28 protein-coding genes and 1 pseudogene are annotated in these 24,064 nt (G+C 67.9%); 8 read left to right on the top strand and 21 right to left on the bottom strand.

Annotation, left to right across the window (positions count from 1 at the left end):
* Positions 1-6: 6 nt before the first annotated feature.
* From IB230_RS10325 to IB230_RS10295, 7 genes are all read right to left on the bottom strand, one after another.
* A complete protein-coding gene (locus IB230_RS10325; protein ID WP_192271868.1) occupies positions 7-1,611 on the bottom strand; it encodes a hypothetical protein in 1,605 nt (534 codons plus the stop codon).
* A gap of 72 nt (positions 1,612-1,683) precedes the next feature.
* Positions 1,684-3,663, bottom strand: a complete 1,980-nt coding sequence (locus tag IB230_RS10320) for a M2 family metallopeptidase (protein WP_192271866.1) — start codon at positions 3,661-3,663, stop codon at positions 1,684-1,686.
* 101 nt (positions 3,664-3,764) lie between these two features.
* Positions 3,765-4,214, bottom strand: coding sequence for a hypothetical protein (locus tag IB230_RS10315; RefSeq protein WP_225589556.1), 450 nt, complete (start codon positions 4,212-4,214; stop codon positions 3,765-3,767).
* Between the two features lie 78 nt (positions 4,215-4,292).
* The gene (minE, locus tag IB230_RS10310; protein WP_055941742.1) at positions 4,293-4,547 is read right to left on the bottom strand and encodes a cell division topological specificity factor MinE; all 255 of its coding nucleotides are present in this window, start codon (positions 4,545-4,547) and stop codon (positions 4,293-4,295) included.
* A 2-nt stretch (positions 4,548-4,549) separates the two neighbouring features.
* Positions 4,550-5,359, bottom strand: coding sequence for a septum site-determining protein MinD (minD, locus tag IB230_RS10305; protein WP_192271862.1), 810 nt, complete (start codon positions 5,357-5,359; stop codon positions 4,550-4,552).
* A gap of 44 nt (positions 5,360-5,403) precedes the next feature.
* A complete protein-coding gene (minC, locus tag IB230_RS10300; protein WP_192271860.1) occupies positions 5,404-6,171 on the bottom strand; it encodes a septum site-determining protein MinC in 768 nt (255 codons plus the stop codon).
* A 2-nt stretch (positions 6,172-6,173) separates the two neighbouring features.
* Positions 6,174-6,770 carry a GNAT family N-acetyltransferase gene (locus tag IB230_RS10295; protein WP_192271858.1) on the bottom strand — a complete coding sequence of 199 codons (597 nt, stop codon included), beginning with the start codon at positions 6,768-6,770 and terminating at the stop codon, positions 6,174-6,176.
* Between the two features lie 179 nt (positions 6,771-6,949).
* On the opposite strand from IB230_RS10295, the gene IB230_RS10290 reads away from it, so the two are divergent.
* From IB230_RS10290 to IB230_RS10270, 5 genes are all read left to right on the top strand, one after another.
* Positions 6,950-8,194, top strand: coding sequence for a sensor histidine kinase (locus tag IB230_RS10290; protein ID WP_192271856.1), 1,245 nt, complete (start codon positions 6,950-6,952; stop codon positions 8,192-8,194).
* Complete coding sequence (locus IB230_RS10285) at positions 8,191-8,832, top strand: response regulator transcription factor (RefSeq protein ID WP_162109974.1); 642 nt, start codon at positions 8,191-8,193, stop codon at positions 8,830-8,832. The genes IB230_RS10290 and IB230_RS10285 overlap by 4 nt, the downstream gene beginning before the upstream one ends.
* 252 nt (positions 8,833-9,084) lie before the next feature.
* Positions 9,085-10,245, top strand: a complete 1,161-nt coding sequence (locus tag IB230_RS10280) for a polyketide cyclase (RefSeq protein WP_192271855.1) — start codon at positions 9,085-9,087, stop codon at positions 10,243-10,245.
* A gap of 145 nt (positions 10,246-10,390) precedes the next feature.
* The gene (locus IB230_RS10275; protein ID WP_192271853.1) at positions 10,391-10,759 is read left to right on the top strand and encodes a DUF423 domain-containing protein; all 369 of its coding nucleotides are present in this window, start codon (positions 10,391-10,393) and stop codon (positions 10,757-10,759) included.
* Positions 10,760-10,763: 4 nt separating this feature from the next.
* Positions 10,764-11,438 (top strand): DNA-3-methyladenine glycosylase 2 family protein, encoded by a 675-nt coding sequence (locus IB230_RS10270; RefSeq protein WP_192271850.1) that lies wholly within the window; start codon positions 10,764-10,766, stop codon positions 11,436-11,438.
* Positions 11,439-11,445: 7 nt separating this feature from the next.
* Here IB230_RS10270 and IB230_RS10265 read toward each other — a convergent pair whose 3' ends face one another.
* The 8 genes from IB230_RS10265 to IB230_RS10230 are packed head-to-tail and all read right to left on the bottom strand — an operon-like array spanning position 11,446 to position 16,588.
* Positions 11,446-12,861 (bottom strand): FAD-binding oxidoreductase, encoded by a 1,416-nt coding sequence (locus IB230_RS10265; protein WP_192271848.1) that lies wholly within the window; start codon positions 12,859-12,861, stop codon positions 11,446-11,448.
* Positions 12,862-12,866: 5 nt separating this feature from the next.
* Positions 12,867-13,688, bottom strand: a complete 822-nt coding sequence (locus IB230_RS10260) for a M15 family metallopeptidase (RefSeq protein WP_192271846.1) — start codon at positions 13,686-13,688, stop codon at positions 12,867-12,869.
* Positions 13,689-13,697: 9 nt separating this feature from the next.
* Positions 13,698-14,243, bottom strand: coding sequence for a PH domain-containing protein (locus IB230_RS10255; protein ID WP_192271844.1), 546 nt, complete (start codon positions 14,241-14,243; stop codon positions 13,698-13,700).
* An 8-nt stretch (positions 14,244-14,251) separates the two neighbouring features.
* Entirely contained in the window at positions 14,252-15,052 is an 801-nt protein-coding gene (locus IB230_RS10250; protein WP_192271842.1) for an alpha/beta hydrolase, read from the bottom strand.
* Between the two features lie 11 nt (positions 15,053-15,063).
* Positions 15,064-15,243: a DUF4177 domain-containing protein gene (locus IB230_RS10245; RefSeq protein WP_192271840.1), complete on the bottom strand. Its 180-nt coding sequence runs from the start codon at positions 15,241-15,243 to the stop codon at positions 15,064-15,066.
* A complete protein-coding gene (locus tag IB230_RS10240) occupies positions 15,240-15,437 on the bottom strand; it encodes an Arc family DNA binding domain-containing protein (protein ID WP_192273975.1) in 198 nt (65 codons plus the stop codon). Before IB230_RS10240 ends, IB230_RS10245 begins: the two co-directional genes overlap by 4 nt.
* On the bottom strand, positions 15,434-15,709 hold the full coding sequence (locus tag IB230_RS10235) for a hypothetical protein (protein ID WP_192271838.1): 276 nt from the start codon (positions 15,707-15,709) through the stop codon (positions 15,434-15,436). The genes IB230_RS10240 and IB230_RS10235 overlap by 4 nt, the downstream gene beginning before the upstream one ends.
* A gap of 15 nt (positions 15,710-15,724) precedes the next feature.
* The gene (locus IB230_RS10230; RefSeq protein WP_192271836.1) at positions 15,725-16,588 is read right to left on the bottom strand and encodes an SPFH domain-containing protein; all 864 of its coding nucleotides are present in this window, start codon (positions 16,586-16,588) and stop codon (positions 15,725-15,727) included.
* A gap of 119 nt (positions 16,589-16,707) precedes the next feature.
* On the opposite strand from IB230_RS10230, the gene purT reads away from it, so the two are divergent.
* Together purT and IB230_RS10220 are read left to right on the top strand one after the other, a co-directional pair.
* Positions 16,708-17,892, top strand: a complete 1,185-nt coding sequence (purT, locus tag IB230_RS10225) for a formate-dependent phosphoribosylglycinamide formyltransferase (RefSeq protein WP_192271834.1) — start codon at positions 16,708-16,710, stop codon at positions 17,890-17,892.
* A gap of 10 nt (positions 17,893-17,902) precedes the next feature.
* Positions 17,903-18,205 carry a hypothetical protein gene (locus IB230_RS10220; protein ID WP_192271832.1) on the top strand — a complete coding sequence of 101 codons (303 nt, stop codon included), beginning with the start codon at positions 17,903-17,905 and terminating at the stop codon, positions 18,203-18,205.
* Here the strand turns inward: IB230_RS10220 and IB230_RS10215 are convergent.
* The 4 genes from IB230_RS10215 to IB230_RS10200 all read right to left on the bottom strand — a co-directional run bounded on the left by IB230_RS10215 (position 18,195) and on the right by IB230_RS10200 (position 21,321).
* Positions 18,195-19,394 carry an endonuclease/exonuclease/phosphatase family protein gene (locus IB230_RS10215; protein WP_192271831.1) on the bottom strand — a complete coding sequence of 400 codons (1,200 nt, stop codon included), beginning with the start codon at positions 19,392-19,394 and terminating at the stop codon, positions 18,195-18,197. The genes IB230_RS10220 and IB230_RS10215 overlap by 11 nt on opposite strands.
* Before the next feature lie 94 nt (positions 19,395-19,488).
* Positions 19,489-19,878, bottom strand: a complete 390-nt coding sequence (locus tag IB230_RS10210; protein WP_192271828.1) for a hypothetical protein — start codon at positions 19,876-19,878, stop codon at positions 19,489-19,491.
* Positions 19,879-20,012: 134 nt separating this feature from the next.
* Entirely contained in the window at positions 20,013-20,735 is a 723-nt protein-coding gene (locus tag IB230_RS10205) for an arginyltransferase (protein WP_192271826.1), read from the bottom strand.
* A gap of 1 nt (position 20,736) precedes the next feature.
* Positions 20,737-21,321: a hypothetical protein gene (locus IB230_RS10200; protein WP_192271824.1), complete on the bottom strand. Its 585-nt coding sequence runs from the start codon at positions 21,319-21,321 to the stop codon at positions 20,737-20,739.
* Positions 21,322-21,465: 144 nt separating this feature from the next.
* Between IB230_RS10200 and IB230_RS10195 the strand changes: the two are divergent.
* Positions 21,466-21,975, top strand: a pseudogene (locus IB230_RS10195) (calcium-binding protein); the annotation flags it as partial.
* A gap of 265 nt (positions 21,976-22,240) precedes the next feature.
* On the opposite strand, the gene IB230_RS10185 reads toward IB230_RS10195, so the two are convergent.
* A complete protein-coding gene (locus IB230_RS10185; RefSeq protein ID WP_192271822.1) occupies positions 22,241-23,467 on the bottom strand; it encodes a sigma-70 family RNA polymerase sigma factor in 1,227 nt (408 codons plus the stop codon).
* A gap of 96 nt (positions 23,468-23,563) precedes the next feature.
* Positions 23,564-24,058, bottom strand: coding sequence for a DUF2007 domain-containing protein (locus IB230_RS10180; RefSeq protein ID WP_192271820.1), 495 nt, complete (start codon positions 24,056-24,058; stop codon positions 23,564-23,566).
* Positions 24,059-24,064 lie beyond the last annotated feature (6 nt).

Here is a 24,064-nt window from a genome sequence, read left to right as displayed (position 1 = left end):
CCCGGCTCAGCGCTCGAGCGTGCCGGCCCGCAACGGCACCGCCTGCGACTGACGTTGGCGTACGGCCGGATCGGTTACGGCGGCAGGTACCGGTGCAGCCGTGGCGGGCGAGGTCCGTGCGCCCTGGCCCTGTGCGACCGCGCCGGCGGAACGCACCAGGGGCTGCGTGCCGTGCTCGCGGACCGGATCGGCGGCGAGCCACTGCTTGATCTGCGGGAACACCAGGTCGAGACGGGAGTAGTGGTCGCGGTTACCCGGGTTGGAGAGGTTGCCGGCATTGGCGCAACTCGCGCTTCCACCGTACAGGCCGCCGCGCAGGCGGTAACTGTTGTCGCGATACAGGGTGAACAGGCCGGAGCCGCTGCTGCCGCCCTCCGTGGTGCCCTCCTGCCAGCCGACGGTGAAGTTCTCCGGATAGACGTCGGTGAGATGCTGGCCACGCGAGTACTTCTTGGCATCGCCGGACGGATGGTGCAGGGCGATCACGCTGGCATTGGCGGCCAGCGGACTGGCATCCCAGCCGGCGAACGTCGCCGACGCCGGCGGAGCGTTGCGAAGACGCAGCAGCAGGGCGTCGACGTTGGCGTCGTGGAACATGACGTCCGCGCCGCCGGTCAGCGGATTGGCGCGCACGCCATTGTTGGTGCCGCAGACCGAGTTCTCGTAACCCCAGTAGGTGTTGAGGCTGAGCGCGACCTTGGCGCGGTCCTGCACCGGTACGCCGTCGCTGCCACCGGCGAAGCAGTGGTCCGCCGAGTAGAACCACGGCACCTGCGTGCCTGGCGTGGTGTCGTTGAGCAGGGTGCCGGTGCAGATGTAGGTGCCGTAGATGCCGCCGGCGGTGGTGTAGACATTGAAGACCATGTGCGCCACGGCATTCTTCGCTTGCACGTAGGCGGGTCCCAGGCTGTCGACGCGGCACACCGCATCGATGTTGCAGCTCGCGGATTCGCCGATCTTCTCGACGATCTTGAAGTTGTTTTCGCTGTTGGCCAGCAGGTGCGACACCTGCGGCGCCTGCAGCCGCGCCTGCGCCGCCGTGACGTGCGCCGGGCGATAGACCTCGATGACCTGGCTGATGCCGTCGGTCGCGGGGCTCCAGTAGATGCCCTGGGCGTCGGCGGCCAGGCGGGCCTCGGCCGCGGTGATCGCGGCAACGACACGCGTGGGCGCGTCCGAGCCGCCGAATCTCAGTTCGACATGCGGATGCAGTCCAGCCACCTGCAGGCCCACGCGCAATCCCAGCGCATCCGGTGAACTGACCTGCAGGCGGGCGACGGCGCCGCCGGATGCCAGCGGTACCCAGCGCAAGGCCGGTGTCGTCCTGCCGATGCCTTCGCCCGCGAGCTGGCGACCGATGCCGATCTGCATGGCCTTGGGTCGGGCGGAGGCGTTGTACTGCTGCAGTTTCACCAGCCGGTCCAGCGCCATCTCGCGGTAGCCGACGTGGGTGGCGGTGCGTGCGGGGAACTGCGCCAGCTTCCAGCCGGGCGCGGTCTGGACCGGGGTGCGACTGGCCTCACCCGCCACCTGGGTGACGGCGGCGCTCGCGGCCAACGGCACGGCGAGCAGCAGGCTCGCCAGCAGGCGGAAGGTCATGGGATGTGTCATGGGTAGGACGTCCTTTCCAGGGTCTGGTGCCGGGGAAGGGCGGGCCGTCATCGACCCGCCCATCGCGTTCGCTTACGACTTCGTGGGCGCTGCGGCGGCGGCCGCGGGCGCTGGCGTCTGCCAGCCGCAGGTCTGGCCCTCGTTCTGCTGCTTCAGCCAGTCCTGCAGCGGGGCGAAGTACTCCAGCACCGCGCCGGCATCCATCTTCTCGGTGCCGGTCAGTTCCTTCAGCGTGCCTTGCCACGGCTGGCTGGCGCCCTTCTCGAGCATCGCCCAGAACTTCTGGCCCGCCGCCTTGTTGCCGTAGAAGCTGCAGTTGTACAGCGGGCCCTTGTAGCCGGCCGCATCGCACAGGCCCTTGTAGAACTGGAACTGCAGCACGTGCGAGAGGAAGTAGCGCGTATACGGCGTGTTGCCCGGCACGTGGTACTTCGCGCCCGGATCGAAGAAGTCCTCGCCGCGCGCGGTGGCCGGCGCCACGCCCTGGTACTTCGCCTTCAGTTCCCACCACGCCTTGTTGTAGTCGGCCGGCTTGATGCTGCCGTCGAACACGCCCCAGCGCCAGCGGTCGATCATCAGGCCGAACGGCATGAACGAGACCTTGGCCAGCGCCATGCGCATCTGGTTGTTGATCAGCGCTTCGTTGCTTTGCGTCGTGGCATCGATCATGCCGATCGACTTCAGGTAGTCCGGAGTCATCGCCAGCACCATCGTGTCGCCGATCGCCTCGTGGAAGCCGTCGTGCGCACCGGTCTGGAACAGCGGCGGCAGCTTGTTGTAGGCCAGGTAGTAATAGACGTGGCCCAGCTCGTGGTAGATGGTGGTGAAATCTTCCTCGTTTGGCTTGATGCACATCTTGGTGCGCACATCGCCGGTCATGTTCATGTCCCATGCGCTGGCGTGGCAGACCACGTCGCGGTCCATCGGCTTGATGAACTGCGTCTTCGACCAGTAGCTCTCGGGCAGCTTGGGCATGCCGAGGCTGGTATAGAAGTCCTGCGCGCGCTCGGTCATCTGCCGGGCGACCTGCAGCTGCGCGTCGCGTTCGGCCTTGAACAGCGTATCGGTGTTCGGGCCGGGGCCGGCCTTCGCCAGCGCGGCCTGGTAGTCCGCCTGGTACTGCTTCTCCAGTGCGGCGGTGATGTTGAGGTCGCCGGCGCCCTTGTACGGCTCCAGCACGTCCCACAGGTTGCCCCAGTCCTGCTGCCACATGTTGCCCATCAGGTGCGCCGGCAGCAGGCCATTGACCTGGCCCTTCTCCACGCCGTAGGTGGTCTGCAGTTTGGTGCGCGTGTAGCAGTGCAGCTGCTCGTACAGCGGCTTGACCTGGCCCCACAGGCGGTCGGTCTCGGCGGCGATCTCGGCGGGGGTCATGTCGTAGCCGCTGCGCCACATTTCGCCGGCGTCGGCGAAGCCCATTTCCTTCGAGCCTTCGTTCACCAGTTCGACGAAGCGCGTGTAGTCCTTGCGCATCGGCTGGGCGATGGTGTGCCAGCCCTGCCACGCATCGAGTTGCGCATCGTAGTCGCGGCTGCTGCGCAGCACGTCTTCCAGTTCGCCGAGCTGGCGGCACTTCTTCGCATCGCCTTCGCCGGTGCAATAGCTGCCCGCACCGTAGGTGCCTTCCATCCTGGTGGCGATCTGGGTCAGCTCGGCGAGCTTGGCGGGATCCTTCGGTGCCGGCATCGCGGTGGCCAGCTTCAGCAGCTGGATGGCGCGCGCCGTTTCAGGCGACATCTGCTGGCCTTCGAACTTCTTCGCCTGTTCGATCCAGCTGTTGAGCTGGGTCAGGTAGCGCTCGTTGCCCTTGGCCGCCAGCAGCTGGCTGTCGTCGTTGATGTAGGTGCTCGACAGCCACTGCGCGGCGGTCAGCTCCGGATACATCTTCTTGAATTCGTAGTTGACGCGCGCGATGAACTGGTCGGCGGTCTCGCCCTTCGGTGCGGCTGGTGCAGCGGCCGTATCGACGGCAGGCTCGTCCTTCTTGCAGGCGGCGAGCGTGGCGACACTCGCGCCGACGGCGAGGGCGAGCAGGAGGTGGCGGTGCTTCACGGGACGTCCTTCAGGGTGCGCGGGCGCAGGAACCGGAAGGGTAGTGAGAGCGGGGCAGGGGGTGCAAGTGCGACAGCGCGACCTCCGGCAGCGGAGCGGCCTCAGCAGTGGGGCAGGCCACGTTCCCTGAGGAAGGTACGCGCGTCCTCGGCGTCCTGCTCGAACCACGCCTGCGTCGACCCAAGCCGATACGTGTACCCCCACGCATCCATGTCGGTCATCAGTCGTCCACGGCCCACGCCCGGCAGGTCGTCGGCCAGGATGATCTGCAGGCAGCAGGTGGCGTCTTCTTCGATCACCGAGTCGGTGGCGTCGGTGTGTACCTGCGCACGCCGTTCCGGTGGCAGCACGATCAGGTGGCAGGCTTCGTGCAGCATCGAGTGCACGGGCGTGTCGCCGCGCACATAGACGTTGTGCGCGATGACGCCAGCTTCGGGTTCCCCCCAGTAACTGCCGGGGATGGACGCGCCATCATCGACGCGATGCAGCATCAGGCCGTAACGGGACAGCAGGGTCGCCGCCGCGGCAAAGGGCAGCGCGTCGACGCGCATCACCTCGGCTTCGACGCTGTCTGCGACGACGTCCATGGTCGAACGGTGCAAGGGCGGAGCGGGGCTCCGCCCCCGCGGTCAGGCGCTGCCTTCCTGCAGCGACACCGAGATGTCCAGCACGTCGTGCTCGCCTTCCTTGATCAGCTTCACGTTGACCGCTTCGGCATCGACATTGACGTACTTCTTGATCACTTCCAGCAGCTCGCGCTGCAGCATCGGCAGGTAATCGGGCGCGCCACGGGTGGTGCGCTCCTGCGCGACGATGATCCGCAGTCGATCCTTGGCGATGGAGGCGGTTTCTTTCTTCGGCTTGAGGAAATCGAACATGCCCATGCTCAGGCTCCGAACAACTTGCTGAAGAAGCCTTTCTTCTCCACGGTGGTGAAGCGCAGCGGGCGGTCTTCGCCCAGCAGCCTGCCGACGGCATCGTCGTATGCCTGGCCGGCGGGCGATTCCAGTTCAAGGATCACCGGCTCGCCCTTGTTCGAGGCATTGAGCACGTCGCCGGATTCCGGGATCACGCCCAGCGTCTTGAGCCCCAGCACCTCTTCCACGTCCTTGATGCTCAGCATCTCGCCGCCTTCCACCCGCGACGGGCTGTAGCGGGTGAGCAGCAGGTGCGGCTTCAGCGATTCGCCGTTCTCGGCCTTGCGGGTCTTGGAGTCCAGCAGGCCGAGGATGCGGTCGGAGTCGCGCACGCTGGAGACTTCCGGGTTCACCACCACGATGGCGGTATCGGCGAAGTACATGGCCAGGAACGCGCCTTTCTCGATGCCGGCCGGCGAGTCGCAGACGATGTAATCGAAGCCGTCGGCGTCCAGGTCCTTCAGCACCTTCTCCACGCCTTCCTTGGTCAGCGCATCCTTGTCGCGCGTCTGCGAAGCGGCCAGCACGAACAGCGTGTCGAAGCGCTTGTCCTTGATCAGTGCCTGCTTCAGCGTCGCCTCGCCCTGGGTGACGTTGACGAAGTCGTACACGACGCGGCGCTCGCAGCCCATGATGAGGTCGAGGTTGCGCAGGCCGACGTCGAAGTCGATGACCGCGACCTTCTTGCCGCGGCGCGCCAGGCCGCAGGCGATGCTGGCGCTGGTGGTGGTCTTGCCGACGCCGCCCTTGCCGGACGTGACTACGATGATTTCAGCCAACGGTGTTCTCCTTGGTCGTTCTTATGTTCGGTCGGCGCCGCGCGTCAGTCCTGCGCGACGATCTTGAGTTGGTCCTGGTCGAGCCAGATCTGCACGGCCTTGCCACGCAGTTCCTTGGGTACTTCTTCCATCACCTTGTAGTGGCCGGCGATGGCGACCAGTTCGGCATGGAATTCACGGCAGAAGATGCGGGCGTCGGCATTGCCGCGCGCGCCGGCGAGGGCGCGGCCTCGCAGGGGGCCGTAGATGTGGATGGAGCCATCGGAAATGACTTCGGCGCCGGCGCCCACGGTGCTCAGCACGGTCAGGTCGCGGTTCTCGGCATACAGTTGCTGGCCCGAACGCACGGGGGTCTTCTGCACCAGCCCGGGTTTCGTCTCCGCCGTTTTCGCGACCGGCGCGACGGGCGCCTTGGCCGGGGCGGGTTCCGGCGCCGCGCGCGAAGGCGCGGGTGCGGACGTGGCCACCGGCTCGTACTGGGCGCGGAACTTGGCCAGCAGCGGCAATCCGAGCTGTTCGGACAGCGTTTCGGTTTCGCGGGTGCCGTAGGCCAGCGCGACCGGGATGACGCCTGCGCCGCGCAGGCCGTCGATCAGGGCGCGCGCGGTGTCCGCATCGGGCAGACGGGTCAGGCCGCCGAAATCGACGATCACCGCCGCGCGGCCGAACAGCTTGGGCGCGCGCTCGACGCGTTCGCGCATCTCCCGGATCAGCTGGTCGACGTCGAGGGTGCGGATGCGGAGGTTGGCGATACCGACCTGGCCGATCTTCAGTTCGCCGGCCTGCTCGTAGTCCATGGAAGCCCGGGTCACGCTCATGTACCGGTCGGCCGTTGTGCGCTGGCGTCGGCCAGCAGGCGGGTGCGGGTCCACGCGAGGTCGGGCAGGGCATCCCCGTAGGTGTCGCGTACCCACGGATAGCTGCAGAGTTCCTTCATCAGCATGCTGGCGCGGACTTCCGCCTCGGCCATGACGTTCTGGCCCACTTCGCGGAAACCGAAGCTGCCGTGGAACAGCAGGGCCGGGTCGGCGCCGTGGTCGAGGAAGACTTCGCAAGCCAGGTGCGGATAGCGCAGCTCGGCGAAGCTCTGCACATCGGCGTAAAACGCACGGCCCACACCGCCGCCGCGGCGGCGACTGGCCACGACGATGCGGTCGATGTAGAAGAACTGCGGGTAGCGTTCGCGGAACCAGGCGAAGTTGCTGCTGTCGTGCGCGGTGCCGGAGCCGAAGCCGACGAGGAAACCGGCGAGGTTGCCGTCGCGCTCGGCGACGCGGAAGTATTCGGCCGTCTCGTAGAAGCGGCGGACCTTGGCCGAATCCAGCGGCAGGATGGCCAGGCCGGCATTGTTGTTGAGGGCTAGGACGGAATCCAGCTCGTGCTCGCGCACGTCGCGGATGACAATCGACATTACCTGACTCCGAACGGGTCTTGCAGGGCGGCGCGTGGCCGAGGGCGGATTATCGCATGGCGCTGCCGCGACCGGTGAGGCGCGGGTGAGCCGGGGATGAACCCGGCCGTCCCTTGCTTCAACGCCGGCATGACTTTAGTTGGGCCATGGATCCGGACGATTCCGCCTAAGATGCCCGGATGTTGGGACGACTCAGCCATACCCGCCTGCTGCGCGCCGCCGGGCTCTATACGTGGGCCCTGGTGGGAATTCCCATCATCCTGAACGTGTGGGTGCTGCCGCCGTCAAGCGGAACCGACGGGCAGGGCGTGAACCTGCCGCTGACGGCCCTGTGCTATTTCAGCTTCGGCGGCGTCTACTGGCTCGCCACGCGCGCCCTGGACGGACGGCGCGACGGCCTGCCGGTGGCCTGGAACGTGCCGCTGGCGATGGTGCTGACGGCCACCGCGATCGGCGTGGGCTTCTATACGCAGACCGGCCTGGGCGCGGTGCTGCTGCTGATCATGGCCGGCGTGCTGCCCTGGCTGCTGGAACTGCGCTTCGCGGTGGCCTGGCTGCTCGCGGCGCACGTGTTGCTGGTGCCATCGTTCATGGCGCGAGACGACTTCAATTTCTGGGAGGCGCTCTTCCAGTCGATGTTCTACGTGGGCTTCGCCGCCTTTGTGCTCATCACCACCTACGTGGCGCGCCAGCAGGCCCAGGCGCGCGAGGAGCAGCGCCGGCTCAACGCGGAGCTTCGCGCCACGCGGGTGCTGCTGGCCGAAAGTGCCCGCGTCAACGAGCGCACCCGCATTTCGCGCGAGTTGCACGACCTGCTGGGCCACCACCTGACCGCGCTCAGTCTGAACCTGGAAGTGGCCGGCCACATGACGGAAGGGCGTGCGCAGGAACACGTGCGCCAGGCGCATACGCTGGCCCGTCTGTTGCTGACCGACGTGCGCGAGGCGGTCAGCCAGCTGCGCGACAGTGGGGCGATCGACCTGGGGGCCGCCCTGTTGCCGTTGGCCGAGAAGGTGCCGTCGCTGGCCATCCATATGGACATCGAAGAGCCGCTGACCCTCGAGGATCCGCACCGCGCCCACGTGTTGCTCCGTTGTACCCAGGAGATCATCACCAACGCCGTGCGTCATGCCGGTGCCCGGCACCTCTGGCTGCACTGCCGGCGCGACGGCGCCCGGATCCTGATCGACGCCCGCGACGACGGTGCCGGCAGCCAGCAGGTGGTGGCCGGCAACGGTCTGACCGGCATGCGCGAGCGCCTGGCCCAGTACGGCGGCGAACTGCGTATCGAAACGCAGCCGGGGCGCGGCTTCTGCCTGCATATCGCCCTGCCCGTGACCGAGACGCCCGCGCTCGCGCCCCTTTCCGCTCCCCAACCCGTACCCGAACCCACACCCGAGCTCAGCTCCGGAGGAACCCCGTGATCCGTGTCTGTCTGGTCGACGATCAAACCCTGGTGCGCCAGGGCATCCGCTCCCTGCTGGCGCTGGACGATGGCATCGAGGTCGTGGCCGAGGCCGCCGACGGCAAGCAGGCCGTGGACCTGGTCCCGCAGGTCAAGCCCGACGTGGTGCTGATGGACATGCGCATGCCGGTGATGTCGGGCCTGGAGGCCCTGCAGGCGCTGGCGCGCGCGGGCCAGTTGCCGCCCACCATCATCCTGACCACCTTCGACGACGACCAACTGGTCCTGGCCGGGCTGAAGGCGGGCGCGAAGGGGTATCTGCTGAAGGATGTCTCGCTGGAACAGCTGGTCGGCGCGATCCGCACGGTGGCCGACGGTGGTTCGCTGGTGCAGCCGGCCGTCACCCAGCGCCTGCTGTCCGGGCTCGAACACATGCGCAACGAGTTCGTCAGCCTGGACCGGCCGGACCCGCTGACCGACCGCGAGACCGAGATCCTCCGCCTGATGGCCAGCGGCTTTTCCAACAAGGAGATCGCCAACTCGCTGGGCGTGGCCGAAGGCACCATCAAGAACCACGTCTCCAACATCCTCTCCAAGCTCGGCGTGCGCGATCGCACCCGGGCAGTGCTGAAGGCCTTCGAGCTGCAGCTGGTCTGAGGCGAATACACCCGCCCGACGAGGTGCGCCGTGCGACGCGGGGGCCGTAGCGAAGGCCCCCGGCCGGATGGCGGAAACGCCCGCCGTTGCAGCGCAACAGGGCTTCCAGCGGCAACTCGGCATGCGCCCGCGTACGTCCCGGAGAGGGGCGGCCAACCGGTGTCAGATGGGCTGCCCGAAGCCCTGCAACCCTGCTAGGATGCGCGGTGCATTTTTTTCACGGCCGAGGCACCGGCCCCCGGAGACTCCTGAATGACCCGTTTGATCGAGTTCGTGATTGCGTTGGCGCTGGTTCTGGCGCTGTTTCTGGTGATCGGCCTGGTCCTGCCGTCCTCGCGCCAGCTGCAGGAAAGCATCGAGACCAACCGTCGCATGACCATCGTGTTCGACACGCTGAACAACGTGCGTCGTCTGAAGGACTGGAATCCGCTGATTCCGAGCGCGGCCAACGAGCTGAGCTACTCCGGCGGCGAAGACAACACGGGTGTCGGCGCCAAGGTGGACTTCAATTCCGCCAACGCGGCCTGGGGACAGGGCAGCTGGGAAATCACCGAGAGCGAGCGCCCCGCGCCGACCGGCGGCCCGGGCAAGATCGTCTACTCGATCGTCGACAAGCGCATGGGCACCGACAAGCGCAGCACCTTCGCGCTGGAGCCGAGCGGCAAAAACAACCGCAACGTCAAGGTCACGCAGAGCTATGAGGTCTCGTACGGCTTCAACCTGATCGGCCGTTATGCCGGCATGTACGTCAGCCGCCACGTCGGCGACGCCGTCAAGGCCGGCCTGGGCAAGCTGAGCAACATGCTCGCCACCGTGCCGAACATCGATTACCGCGAAGCGGGCAGCACGCTGAGCGACCTCAAGATCGTCGACGTGCCCGCCGAGGACCTGCTGGTCGTCAACGCCGGCAACATCGACCGCAACAACGACGCCATCAAGGGCTCGATCAAGTCGAACCAGGAATGGATCAAGCGCGTGATGGACGCCAACGGCCTGGTCGCCGCCGGCCCGCTGCGCATCATCACCACCGACTTCGGCACCGAGAAGTACGCCTTCGATGTCGCCCAGCCGGTCCGCAAGGGCAGCGCCGCGCCGAAGGCCGACGCCGCCGCCGAGGGTGCCGCTCCGGTCACGCCGCCGTCGGCGCCGGTCGCCTCCACGGGTGAACTGAAGGTCACCATCCCGTCCGGTGCGCCGGTGGAGTACGTCCGTACGCAGGCCCGCAAGTCGGCCTACGGCAGCTACACGGGTTACATGTCGCAGTTGGACAACCAGCGCAATGCACTGCGTGCCTGGGCGGTCACCGCCGGTCACGAAGTCGTCGACCGTCCGTACGAGTCCTGGAAGTCCGGCGTCGATGGCGCGTTCCTGGAAGACGGCAAGTTCGACGTCTACTGGGCCGTCAAGCAGTAAACCTTCCCGGACGCCTGTCCCGGATGACCCGCTCCACCCCAACGCGCCGCTTCATGCGGCGCGTTGTGTTTGTGGGGTTGCGATTCCCGGATCGCACGTCCTTCCCCTGGCAGGATGCCCGCCCGATCCCGGGACCCGCGAACCGATGAACTACGACCGACGCCAACGCAAACCCTCGTTCCTCGCTTTGAGTGGCGGCCTACTGGCGGCCGTCGCGGTGGGTCTATCCGCCTACGCCTCGCACGGGATAGCGGTTGCCCAGGCGCAGTCGCATGTGCAGATGGCTGCCCTGTTCGCATTCGGTCACGGGCTGGCGCTGGCCGCACTGGCGCCCGGTACGACCCGGCGTCTCGGAACCGGGGCGCTCTGTCTGCTGCTGCTGGGCACGCTGCTGTTCGCGGGAAGCCTGGTGGGCGGGGCGCTCTTCGGCCTGCTGACCCGGTTGGCGCCCGCCGGCGGCATCACCCTGATGCTGGGCTGGGTGTTGTGGGCGATCGACGCCATCCGTCGCTGACACCATGCCCCGGCACGCGCGCGGCTTCGACACGGAGCACGCCTGGGACCACCTGACCCGGCGTGACCGCAAGCTGGGTGCGTGGATGAAGCGGATCGGCTACATCGAGCCGCAGCCCACCTGGAAGAAAACCTTCGACCCGGTCGACGCGCTGGCCAGGGCGATCCTTTACCAGCAACTGAGCGGCAAGGCGGCGGCGACCATCGTCGGTCGCGTCGAAGCCGTCATCGCCAGCGCGCGCCTCCACTTCGACACCCTGGACCGCATCGACGACGCGGCGCTGCGCGCCTGCGGCGTGTCCGGCAACAAGACGCTGGCGCTGCGCGATCTGGCGGCGCGCGAGCGGCGTGGCGAAATCCCCACGCTGCGGCAGATGTCGACGATGCACGAAGACGAGATCGTCGCCGCGCTGGTGCCCGTGCGCGGCATCGGCCGCTGGACGGTGGAAATGATGCTGATGTTCCGGCTGGGTCGCCCGGATGTGCTGCCGATCGATGATCTGGGCGTGCGCAAGGGCGCGCAGTTCGTCGACAAGCTGGACGCCATGCCGACGCGGAAGGAACTGGCGGCGCGCGGCGAGACGTGGGGGCCTTACCGCACGTATGCAGCGCAGTACCTGTGGCGTATCGCCGATGCCGGCACCGAGGCGAAGACGCCCACTAGGCGGTCGCAGGACTGAGGCCGCGCTACGCGCGGGGCAGGTAGCGGTCCCACAGCAGGTTGCGGAACCGGTTGTCGGGGTCGATGCCGTGTTTGATGGCGGCGAACGCCTCCGCCTGCGGATAGGCGCGCGCGAACTGCTTGCGTGTCGCGTGCAGCCGGTAGGGCAGGTAGTAGCGGCCACCATGGTCGAGTGCGGCGTCGATCAGTGCCCGCGTCCAGCTGGCGGCGCGCGCATCCTGCCACGTGCGCTGCTTGTGGTAGAGGACGAAGCAGAACATGTCGCGGTCGGCCCAGCGCATGAGCGAGGTCGTATCTTCGACGGCATGCCGGATCGAAACATTGAGGACATCCGCATCCGCCGCGCGCAGGATGGCACGCATCCGTCCGGCGAAAGAGCGGAACGCGCCGGTCGGAATGAAGTACTCCTGCAGCAGGTAGGTCGATACCCGCCGCGTGCGCGGTTCGATCGAGGCCACATCCAGGCTCGCCTCGCAGTTGCGCATGATCACGCGGGGTTCGGTCAGCAGGCGCCGTGTCATGTAGCGTTCGCGGAGCGCATCGCCGCCCGGCAGCTCGGTGGCCGACCAGATGAGGTTCTGCTCGCGGCTGTAGTCCAGCCCTTCCGGCACGAGGCGGCGCGCATCGGTCAGCGGCGCGTCCGTGCGCGACCAGGTGATGGCCAGCGGCTTGTCGAAATCCGGAGGCACCAGGTCGGCGTTGTGCAGGACGACACCTTCCCCGGCCAGCACGTTCGCCTCGAACCAGTCCGGGTAGTCCTCAAGCGGGACCGCAGCCACGGCGCGTGCGATGCGCGCGTTGCGCGCCAGGTCGAGCTCCACCTCCGTGATCACGCCCAGGCCGCCGTAACCGCCGAGCACCGCGCCGAACAGCGCCGGTTCGCTGTCGCGGGAGAGCTCCAGCGTGCGACCGTCCGCCGTGGCGAGTTGCAGCGCGCGGACCGTACTGGCGATCGCACTCTCGCCGATGTAGCGCCCATGGCAGTTCACCGACACGGACCCACCCACGCTGAAGTTGCTGTAGCTCTGCATGACCTTGACCGCCAGGTCGTGCGGGTCGAGCAGCGTCTGCAGGCGGCGCCAGCGCATGCCGGCCTGGACACGCGCGATGCCAGCCACAGGATCCAGCCGCAGCAATCGATCCATGCTGGCGAGATCGAACTGCAAGGCGTCGGGCTCGCGTGTCTGCCCACCCATGCTGAAGCGTGCGCCGGCGATGCAGATGGCGCCATGCGAGGCGCGCAGCGCCGCGACGACGCCAGCTGTGGTCGTCGGCCTGACGATGCCGGCAAGGGAGGTAGTGTCGAGCCTGGCAACATCGCTGGCCGACCGCGCGTCGGATCCGCCGGGGTCGCTGCATGCTGCCAGCCATCCGGCGGTACCGGCAGCGAGTGCGCAGCGCAACGCTTCGCGACGACGCATGCTGCTCAGGCCGCCGGCCGATAGCACCAGTGCCACGGTTCGTAGACGATGCCGTGCGGATTGTCGCGCGGATAACTCATGGCGAAGCCGAAGTCGCCGGCGTGCCGCGTGAGCCAGGCGAAGGCGGGCGTGTTCTCGAAGGACGTTTCGGCCGGCGGCTCGCCGGGTGTGCCGATATCGAGCGCGCAACCGCCATGGTGTTCGCTGTAGCCGGGTGCGGCGTTGACGGTGAGGATCTCTTCGACCGTCTGCCCGCGCGCCAGCTTGCGGGTAAAGATGCCGAGTTGGTAGTCGTGGCTGCGGTAGCCGGAGATCGCGTCGAGGACGATGCCTTCCCCGTAAGCCGCGCGCTGCATGGCGAGCCAGGCGCGTGCGGCGGCAGCCGTCAGCCACAACGGCCTGCGATAGCGGTCGCGTCCGGCGAACGCCAGCGCGGCCGGCTCGGCGACCAGGGCCAGGCCGCTGCGCTCGCCGTAGCTGTCGTCGAGCCCGAGGGCGTGCAGGCGCTCCTGCAGCGCATGCAGCGGCAGCACGCCCTGTGCATCCGCATCCAAGCCGCGTGAGGCGCCCTCGAGCCGGTCCAGCGCGTCCCACGCGTCGTCGAGCCCGGGCTCACGGCGCAGGCCCGGCACCATCGGAATGACGGCGTGTGCCGACACGGCGGCCAGGTAGCGTCCATCCTGCTTGCGGCGCAGTACGGTGTGTGCGCCGGCGAGCGCGCGCGCATCCGCATTGCCGCGCGCGCGCAGCAGGTCGGCGGGCCACAACTCCACCTGCGGCGTGTTGAGCAGCAGCGTTGTCAGGACGCGGGCGGGCAGGCGGTGCATGGCCGCAGCTTAGCGATGCGGCGTGGGGGCCGCCAGTTCGCGCAACCGGGCGAGCAGGTCGGCGGGACGCGCTGGGCTCAGCAGCACCATGCCACCGTCGCGCAGCGGCAGGGTAAGCACGCGGGTGCGATCGGTCACCAGGCAGAACGCCTTGCCCAGGTTGCGAAGCCGGAAGTGGCCGGCCTTGAAACCCGGCAGGCTGAAGCCATTGGTCTTCAACATGGGTGCCAGATCGGTGTGCTCCTCCAGGCTCAGTACGCGGGCCTTGTCCACGTCGATGGCTTCCACGGGCAGCGTCTTCGAGTAGAACGTCGCGCGCACCAGCAGCGTCCGGTTGTCGAGAGCGATCTGGCGGCGCCGAAGCGCCAGCGTCAGCACGATGCCGACCAGCAACACGAACGGCACGACCAGCCAGGCGGCCACGGGAGGCGGGGTATGCGAATCCATGCTGATCGCCGCGACGGCCGCACCGATGGCGACCAGCATCGGGATCCACAACCACCAGGTGGTATGGGAGGGCAAGGGAGCGACATCGAATTCGTGCTTCTGCTGCATGGCGGTTCCTACGGCGGAGTCGATGAGGGATGGCAGAGGGGAAGGGCGGCCGTGCCAGTGAGCAGCCGGCGGACTTCTTCGGTCAGTCGACGGTGTTGGCGCTCGCGAGGCAGTCGTGCGAACCGATCTCCGGGCTGGAGCCCGTAGTCCCCGAACTGCGAGTGGTTGGCACCCGGGAGGTCGACCCAGCGCGTGGTCGATGGCAGCAGGGGGCGGTTTCGAGCGACGCGTTCGGGCGTGGCGAGGCCGTCGCGATCGCCGGTCAGCTTGGTGACCGGTATCGTCAGCGCGGACAGGTCCACGTCGCGGGGGTGCGAGGTGCCGACCAGCAGCAGGGCCGCGACAGCGTCGGGATAGGCAAGCACGTAACGCGACGCCACTTCGCCGCCGCGGGAGTGGCCCCCGACGACCCAGCAGCGCACCTCGGGCAGGGCGGCCATCGCATCGCGGCCCCGCTGCAGGACGGCCGATCCTTCCGCACCGCCCAGCGCACCGCGCTTGGGCAATTCGACCACGACCGCGGGATGACCCGCGGCGGCGGCATCGCGTGCCAGCCGGGCGTAGGCGCGCGGATCGACCAGCGCGCCGGAGAACAGCAACAGCCCCGTTGCCTGCGGCCGCATGCTGCGCGGGCGGAACGTCCACCGGTGATCGCCATGCGCGACGTCGACGCGGCCATCGGACACCGATGCGCGGATGCCATCCGCGTTGGCGCGGTAGGCCAGCAGGCACCAGGCGGTGAACACGATGGTGGCCGCCAGTCCCAGCGCGATCCAGAGGCGTTTGATCCGTCTGAGCAGGCCGGCCATCGCGCCGCCGCTCAGGCAGGCTTCTTGAAGAACAGTCGCACCGAGACTTCGTGTTCGATGAAGAGGGTGCTGACCAGCTCCCATCCCTGCGCGCTCATCTTGTCCAGCTCCTGCTGGATGCGGTCGCTCAGCTTGCCGGCGAACATCTTGTACGGGACTTCGACGACCTTGTGGCTCCAGCGGTGGTTCATGGCGATTCCTTCTTGTCGGTGTCGTGGGCGCCGCCCTTCGGCAGCCGCCCGGCCTTGCGCAGCGCATCGCGCAGCACGTATTCGATCTGGGCGTTGAGCGATCGCAGTTCGTCGTCCGCCCACCGTTGCATCGCCGCCAGCACCTCGGCATTGATGCGCAGCGGATAGGCCTTCTTGTCCTGCTTCTCGCTCACGGGTTCTTCCTGTTGCGGCGCAGGCGCAGCACCATCGACACGATCAGCGCATTCACCAGCACCACCATCGCGATCACGATGCCCTGCGCGATCCTGTCGTCATCGCCCGCCCAGTAGACGCCGACGGCGCCGGCCTGGATCGCCAGGCCTACCAGCACCCAGTGCAGGGCCAGGGCACGCGAGCGCGCGTCGGGCTCGCGGCTCATCCATGCGCCGATGAGCAGGGCAGGGAGGCCGGAGATGGCCAGGACCAGCGGGACGAGGGCATGCATGCCGACGTGTCCGCGTCAGTAGATGGAGCCGGTGTTGACGATCGGCTGGGTGCCGCGCTCGCCGCACAGTACGACCAGCAGGTTGCTGACCATCTGCGCCTTGCGCTCTTCGTCCAGCTTCACCACGTCGTTCTTCTGCAGCTCCGCCAGCGCCATCTCCACCATGCCGACGGCGCCGGCGACGATGCGCGTACGCGCGGCGATCACTGCGTTGGCCTGCTGGCGCTGCAGCATCGCCTGGGCGATTTCCGGGGCGTAGGCCAGGTGGCTGATACGCGCCTCGATCACGTCCACGCCCGCCTTGCCCAGGCGTTCGGCAATCTGTTCCTGCAGGTGCTGCGAGATCTCCTGCGGATGGCTGCGCAGGGCGATCTGGCCCTCTTCGTGCTGGTCGTACGGATAGCTGGAGGCCATCGCACGCAGCGCAGATTCGGACTGGATGTGCACGAAGCTCTCGTAGTCGTCGACGTTGAACACGGCCTCGGCCGAATCGACCACCTGCCACACGATCACCGCGGCGATCTCGATCGGGCTGCCATCCAGCTCGTTGACCTTCAGACGGCTGCTCTCGAAGTTGCGGATGCGCAGCGAGATCTTGCGCTTGCTGAAGAACGGGTTGTTCCAGCGCAGGCCGTTGTCCTTCACCGTGCCCACGTACTTGCCGAACAGGCTGAGCACGGCGGACTGGTTGGGCTCTAGCTTGTACAGGCCGGCCATGATGAAGATGGCGATGATGCCGAGCAGGACGGCGAGTATCAGCCCGGCAGGCAGCTTGCCCGCGGCGGCGGTCACGAAGATGGCGAGCGCCCCCGCGCCCAGCAGCAGGACACCCAGCAGGACCGGAATACCGGGCAACGACGACTTGGCGTTCTCTCTCATGGCACTTTTCCTTGGTTGAGGCTGAAAGATATCAATTTGATATCAGATGTCAACGGGCGGTTGGCGCCGCCTGTCGGCAGCCCCGTTAAACTGGCGCCCCCTTTTCCGGACGCCTGCGCATGACCACCCTTGGAACCCCACTGTCGCCTCATGCCACCCGCGTCCTGCTGCTGGGGTCGGGCGAACTGGGCAAGGAAGTGGCCATCGAACTGCAGCGCCTGGGCGTGGAAGTGATCGCCGCCGATCGCTACGCGGACGCGCCGGCCATGCAGGTGGCGCATCGTTCGCACGTGCTCGACATGCTGGACCCGGCCGCGATCCGTGCGCTGATCGCCCGCGAGCAGCCGCACCTGGTCGTGCCGGAGATCGAGGCCATCCACACCGAAACCCTGGTCGCGCTGGAAGCCGAAGGCGCCGCGCGGGTCATTCCCACCGCGCGCGCCGCACGACTGACGATGGACCGCGAAGGCATCCGCCGGCTGGCCGCGGAAACGCTGGGCCTGCCGACGTCGCCATACCGCTTCGTCGACACGCGCGAGGAGTACCGCGAGGCGGTGCAGGCGATCGGCCTGCCGTGCGTGGTGAAGCCGGTGATGTCGTCCTCCGGCAAGGGCCAGAGCACGTTGCGCAGCGAGGCCGATATCGATGCGGCGTGGGACTACGCGCAGACCGGCGGCCGCGCCGGCGCGGGCCGCTGCATCGTGGAAGGCTTCATCGACTTCGATTACGAGATCACCCTGCTGACCGTGCGCCATGCCGGTGGCACCTCATTCTGCGATCCCATCGGCCACTGGCAGAAGGATGGCGACTACCGCGAAAGCTGGCAGCCGCAACCGATGTCGCCGCGTGCGCTGGAGCGCGCGCAGCAGATCGCGGGCGCGGTCACCGACGACCTCGGTGGCTGGGGCCTGTTCGGCGTGGAGCTCTTCGTGAAGGGGGACGAGGTGTGGTTCAGCGAAGTCTCGCCGCGCCCGCACGACACTGGTCTGGTGACGCTGGTATCGCAGGAGCTCTCCGAATTCGCGCTGCACGCGCGCGCCATCCTTGGCCTGCCGATCCCGGCGATCCGCCAGAGCGGTCCGTCCGCGTCCTGCGCCATGCTGGCGCACGGCCACGGCGTGCCGGTGTTCGGGAATGTGGAAGGCGCGCTGACGACGCCCGACACCGCGCTGCGCTTGTTCGGGAAGCCCCGCGTGGAGGGTCATCGTCGCGTGGGCGTGACGCTGGCGCGCGCCGCAGACGTCGATGCCGCACGCGCGGTGGCGCGCGATGCGGCCGCCGCCATCACCATCGATCTGGCGTGAGGCGCGCACCGTGAACGGAAACACTGGCTACGCCGTCTTCTTCTTTCCGCAAGCGCTCGAAGCGTTGGGCGACGCGATCAAGCCCTATCTGACCAACCAACCGGAAGGCCCGCACATCTTCTGCAAGGAGATCGACACCGGCGGCGCCTTCACCGAAATGACGCTGGTCGGCAAGGACGCCGAAGGTCATGAGGTACAGGTGGAACTGATGGTGCCCGGCAGCATGATCCGGATGATCGTCTCGGCACAGAACGAATCGCTGTTCGGCTTCGGACCACGCGTGAGTGCGGCGCCGTCGGCCCCTACAGCGTAAGGTCCACCCACACCAGGTGATGGTCGCTGCCGTCGGCGATGGCGGCGTCCGGGTGATCCTTCTTCGGCCAGAACACGCCGCTGCCGGTCAGGCTGAAGCCGGTCGACGGCAGCACGTAATCCAGCCGCAGCGCACCGTTGCGGCGGCCGAAATCGCCCGTGACATGCGCAGGTGAACCACGACGCTGCAGTCCTTTGGCCGCGTAGGCGAGCGCGGTCTCTTCGCCGCCTTCGCTGCGCGGCGTGGCCATGCGCATCACGCGCGGGTGCTCCAGTAGTTCGATGATCGCTTCGTGATGCCCGTCGCCGTCGGCCGGGTCGTTGTTGAGATCGCCTGCGATGACGAAGCGCGCGTCGGGTGCCAGTCCGCCGCAGCGTCCCTGGTCATCGCAAAGCCAGGGCGCATCGCGTGACGTCAGGTATTCGCGCCACAACCGGATCTCGTCCGCATTGCGCAAGCCGTTGCGGTTCTCCGGACCGTCGAACACCGGGGGCGTCGGATGCGAGACGAGGAAGTGCACCACGCCGCCCGGCGTCTGCACCGGCACGTCCCAGTGCGACTTCGACGACAGGCGCAGCTGTTTCCAGATCGCGTCAGGATAGAACGCCTGGTTCGACGTCGGGTCCACGGGATTGGTGGCGCCCGGCAGCGTGCTCCAGCGCAGCAACTGGAACGTGCGCGCCTTGGCCACGTCGATCGGGAAGCGCGACAGCACCAGCATGCCGTACTGGCCGGGATGCAGGCCGTAGCCCCAGGCGTCGTTGCCGCGCTCGCGGCCGCTGGTGCCGACCGAGCCGTTGCGATCCAGGTCCAGCCCGCTGGGAACACCCGTGTTCACGGGTGCGAGGTACCGGTACGCGTAGTGCAGCGGTTCGCCGCCGCCGGGTTGGGCGACATCGAGGTAGCGCCGCTGGAACAGGTCCGCAGCGCGATGCGCTTCGTCGTAGTCGAACTCGTTGAGCAGCACCAGGTCGGGCCGCACTTTCTGCAGTACCGCGGCGATCTTGCGCGCGTGCGCGTCATCGCCTTCAAGCTGCCGGATCACGCCGCCCGCATCGTCGGAAAAGAGCGACGTGTTGTAGGTCGCCACACGCAGCGGCATGGCCTGCCGGCTGGCGGGCTCATCCATCTTGGCGGGCGAGCTGCAGGCGGCGAGGGTCATCGTGAACACGAGGAAGAGGGTACGCATGCGCGGATTCTGTCACGTCACGATGACAGGCGTAAAAAAGCGCCCCGGAAAACCGGGGCGCTGCAGGCTAACGACGAGTTGGCCCGGGAAACGCTTAGAACGTGCAGCCCATCGCCGCGTAGGCGGTCTTGGCCTGGTCCATCGCGGTCTTGCACTGGGCGGCCAGTGCCGTCTTGTCGGTCAGGGCCGACCAGCCGGCTTTCGACTGCTCGATGCCCTGTTTCATCATCTCGCGCTGCGCTTCCGGCACCTTGTCGCTGATGCAGGCGTAGACCTTTTCCAGGTACTGGTCGCACTCGGGCACACCGGTGCCGGCATCGACGGTGCCGGTCGTGGCGTCTGCGGGAGCAGCGGCGATGTCACCGGAGGCAGCAGGGGCTTCGACGGTCGGCGCATCGGCAACAGGCGCGGCATCGTCGGCCGGTTTGCAGGCGGCCAGCGCCAGGGTGGTCAGCGCCGCGAGGGCAAGAATGTTGAACTTCATGAAAGCTCCAAGCGATTGAGTGGATGTTCCAGCGCCGACACGCAGTCGCGTCGGTGGAACATTCTGTGCACTCAATCACGGAGTTGCCATTTACATTTGCGCCTCACATTAGACGCCCGGGTGCAACGCTCGACTCACAGATCGGCAGGCACCCAGCTCCGTCCGTCGAAGCATTCCAGCGGCGCGAACCGGCGCTTGTAGTCCATCTTGCGATGGCCATCGATCCAGTAGCCGAGATACAGATGAGCGTAGCCGTCGCGTCGCGCCCATTCGATCTGGCGCAGGATGGCCAGTGTGCCCAGGCTGCGCGATTCAAGTGCGGGATCGTAGAACGTGTAGACCGCGGACAGCGCACCGGGAATGACGTCGGTCACCGCGACCGCCAGCAGGCGACCGTCTTCGCGCAGCTCGACGAAGCGCCCGCGCGACCAGCTGCCCACCAGGAACTGGTCGAACTCGGTCGCGCCGTGGTCGTCCATGCCGCCGAGCGGATGGCGCGCGGCGAGATAGCGCTGGTACAAGGCCAAGTGTTCCTCGTCGCGCAGCGCAGCGACGATCCGCGTGTCCACGTGCGCGTTGCGTGCCGCGCAGCGCCGCTGGCTGCGGTCGGGGACGAAGTCGGCCACCGGGATCCGCACGGCGACGCAGGCGCGGCACTGCCGGCAGTGCGGCCGGTAGACGATGTCGCCGGAGCGGCGGAAGCCCCAGCCCAGCGCATCCGGATAAAGCTGCGGCAGACGCGGATCGCGTGGATCCAGCACCAGATCGCGGGCGACGCGGTCGGGCCAGTAGCCGCACGGATGCTCGCCGGTATGGAACAGGCGCAGGTCGTCGATGGGCTGTGTGTTCTCGCCCATGTCAGTGCGTCCAGTGGGCAGCCAATGGCCAGAAGGCGAGGCCCGCGAGCGTGCCGGCCACCGCGCCGGCGACCAGGTCGCGATGCGTATGCCGCTGCAGCGCGAGACGCGACCAGGCCACGGCGGCGGCGAAGAGCAACGCCGCGAGCATCCACACGGTGCCGAGTTCGCGCAACAGGCATGCCGCGAAGACGACGAATGCCAGATGCAGCGACAGCTTGCACCAGCGCGCCGTCAGCATCGCGACCAGGATCATGGCCGCGGACAGCGCGAGTCCCAGTGCGAACAGCGGCTGACCGCCGCGCCACGCGACCAGGATGGCACCGGCGGTGAGGGCCACCAGCAGGAAACGGTTCAACGCGCTGCGTTCGTGTGTTGCGCTGGCATCCACGTGGCCCCAGCGCCCACGACGCACTTGCCACCACGAGTAGCCCATCACCAGCGCAGCGAATGCGCCGAAGCCCGCCGCCGACCATGCGGCTGTCCGCGCATCGCCCTGGGCCAACGCGATCGCCAGCACGGCCATCGGCAGCACCAGCATGGGATGGCCGAAGATCGACAGGGCACGGGCGAGCGGAAGTGACATGCGGCCAGCATACTGCGGCGCCCCGGTCTCGGGCATCGCGACCGTCCGCTGCCTGAACGCGTCCGTCCGCGCGTCAACCGCCGGGGTGCAGGCGCGTTTTCCCTGCCAGTGGCGCAGGTGGCGCCGCGTCTTCAGGAGAACACGATGAACCGCAAGACCCTGCTTTTCGTGGCCGTGCTGGCCGCCCTCGGCGCCGGATCCGCGTTCGCCGCCACGCAGACCGGCGATGCCGCGAAGCCGGCGCGCGCCAGCCTCGACAAGAACAACGACGGCGCCATCGACAAGGCCGAAGCCGCCGCGCATCCGCGTCTGGCGGAGCGTTTCGCCGAACTGGACAAGAACGGCGACGGCAAACTGACCGCCGACGAGCGTCCGCAGCGCAAGGGCATGCGTGGCCATGGCCGTCATGGCGGCCCGCGCCACGGCGACGGCGTCGGGAAGCTCGATACCGACGGCGATGGCCGGATCAGCAAGGCCGAGGCCGCCGCGAACCCGCGTTTCGCTGCACGCTTCGAGACGCTGGATGCGAACAAGGATGGTGTGATCGACCGTGCCGACCGCGAGTTGCGCGGCAAGCAGCGTCGTGACGAATGGTTCGCAAAGGCCGACGCCGACAAGGATGGCAAGCTGACGCGTGCCGAGATCGACCAGGCCGATGTCGCACGCCGTGCCGAGTTCCAGCAGCGCATGCAGGCGCGCATGGACGAGCGTTTCACGGCGCTGGATGCGAACAAGGACGGACGCCTGTCGCGCGACGAGGTGAAGGACAAGGGCCGTTTCGCCTCGCGCTTCGATGCGCTCGACACCAACAAGGATGGCTTCCTGTCCAAGGACGAGCTGGCTGCGGGCCGGCCGACCCGTCGCTGAGTAGCGCATCATCGCGCACCGGTCCTTCGCGGCCGGTGCGCGCGCGTGTTGGCTAGAAGACCAGGCGACCCGTGCGGATGAGGACGAACACGACAGCGCCTACGGCGAGCACGCTGCTGAGCACGATCGCCTGTTTACCGATCAGGTAGCCGTAGCCGCGGCGCCGCCGCTCGTTGACGGGGTAGGCGAGGATCGGGTCCATGATCTTCGGCAGCATGACGAGGTACTGGTAGTTGACCGCTGACAGTCCCGCGACCGTGATGATCGCGAGGGCCTGCCAGCCGGTTGCCAGCAGCGATGCCAGCATCAGGCAGAACAGCCAGGCCGAGCCGGTGATGGTGTTGAGCGCCATGAAACGCCGCACCTGCTGCCGCTCCTGCGCGGTCTGGCAGAAGCGTGCCAGGTACCACCAGGTGAAGGCATAACCGATCAGGCCGCCGAGTACGCCGCCCATGGCGCCCCACAGTGCGGCGGGATGCTGGGTGACCTGCTCGAAGATCACGCCCAGCGAACCGCCGGCTACGCCGCCGGTGACGCCGCCGGTGACGCCGCCGGTGGTGAGTCCCCCCGTTCCCAGCTTGCCGGCCAGGCCACTGCCCAGGACACCGGAACCGATCACCGTTGCCGCGCTCGCGGCCGGCATCGCGCCGACCAGGCCGCCCAGCACGATCATCGTGAAGGCCGCGGTCGGCGCGGTGGATCGCGCGAACTCGCCGAAGCGCTGCAGCAGTTCGTCGCGGACCATCGCACGGGCGCGCGACAGGCGCTTGCGCACGGCGGCATCGCTGAGGCCCAGCAGGTCGGCGACCTGCTGCGAACTCTGGCCTTCGCGGTAGAACAGCAACAGCGTCTCGCGGCTGTCTTCCGGCAGCGACGAGATGATCTCGGTGGCGACGATTTCCTCTTCCGTCTGCAACAGGCGTTCGGCCGGCGTCGGACCGGGATCGGCGGCCATGCCGATGGCGATCTCGGCCACCTCGCCCGACATCGGCCGGCCATGCTGCGCGCGCAGCCAGTCGCGTGCTAGGTTGCGGGTGATCTGCCGCAGCCACGGCAGGAAGCTGGCGCTGTTCTTCAGCCGGTCGAGTTGCTGCCAGGCCTTCAGGAACGCCTCCTGCGCGATGTCCTCGCTGGCCTGCACGTCGCGGGTGATCGCCAAGGCGATGGCGGTGACCGTGTTCTGGCAGGCGTGGACGATGCGGCCATAGGCTTCCTGGCTGCCGCGGGTGGCGGCGGGCAGTTCGGTCTGCAGCATCAGGTCGAGGGCGATCGCGTTCATGGCGTCGGGGTCATCGATGGGAGTGATGACCGAGACGGTCCTGCGAGCAGGATGTGACCGGACTGCGCAACGCGCCTTTGCATGCCACCCGGGTGCTCAGCCGCCGGTGGCGGGCTGGATGCGGATGCGGTCTTCCTCTTCCTCCGCCGGGGCAGGCTGGACGGGCGGCGCCTGCTCCAGCTGCGGCACGGCGGCCGGTGGCGGCACCGGACGGCGCATCCACATCACGACGGCCGCCAGGGCGATCAGTGCCAGCAGGACGAGGCGGATGCGCCAGGCCCAGGGCCGCGGCGCGGTGGCCTCTTCCTGAGGGCTGTTGAACGTCAGCGTGGACGCATACCCGGGACGTGTGGTTTCCAGCAGGCCGGCCTCGCGCAGCAGTTCGCGCGCGCGCGGCTGGTCGTCGGCGTGCCGTACCCAGACCGAGGGTTGCAGCTGTGCCTTCACCGGTTCGGTATAGCTGAATTGCCCGCCGCGCTTGCTGTGGTACGAGCGGCCGTTGCTGATGTGCACGGGAATGCCGGCATCGGTCAGCAGCTTGGCCACGCCCTCGACGGTCTCGATCCGCTGGCTGGAAAACACCTGGCGCATGCTGGC

The sequence above is a fragment of the Pseudoxanthomonas sp. PXM01 genome (assembly GCF_014851815.1).
In the GTDB taxonomy this organism is placed as follows: Bacteria; Pseudomonadota; Gammaproteobacteria; order Xanthomonadales; family Xanthomonadaceae; genus Pseudoxanthomonas_A.
This window is presented reverse-complemented; position numbering and strand designations above follow the sequence as displayed.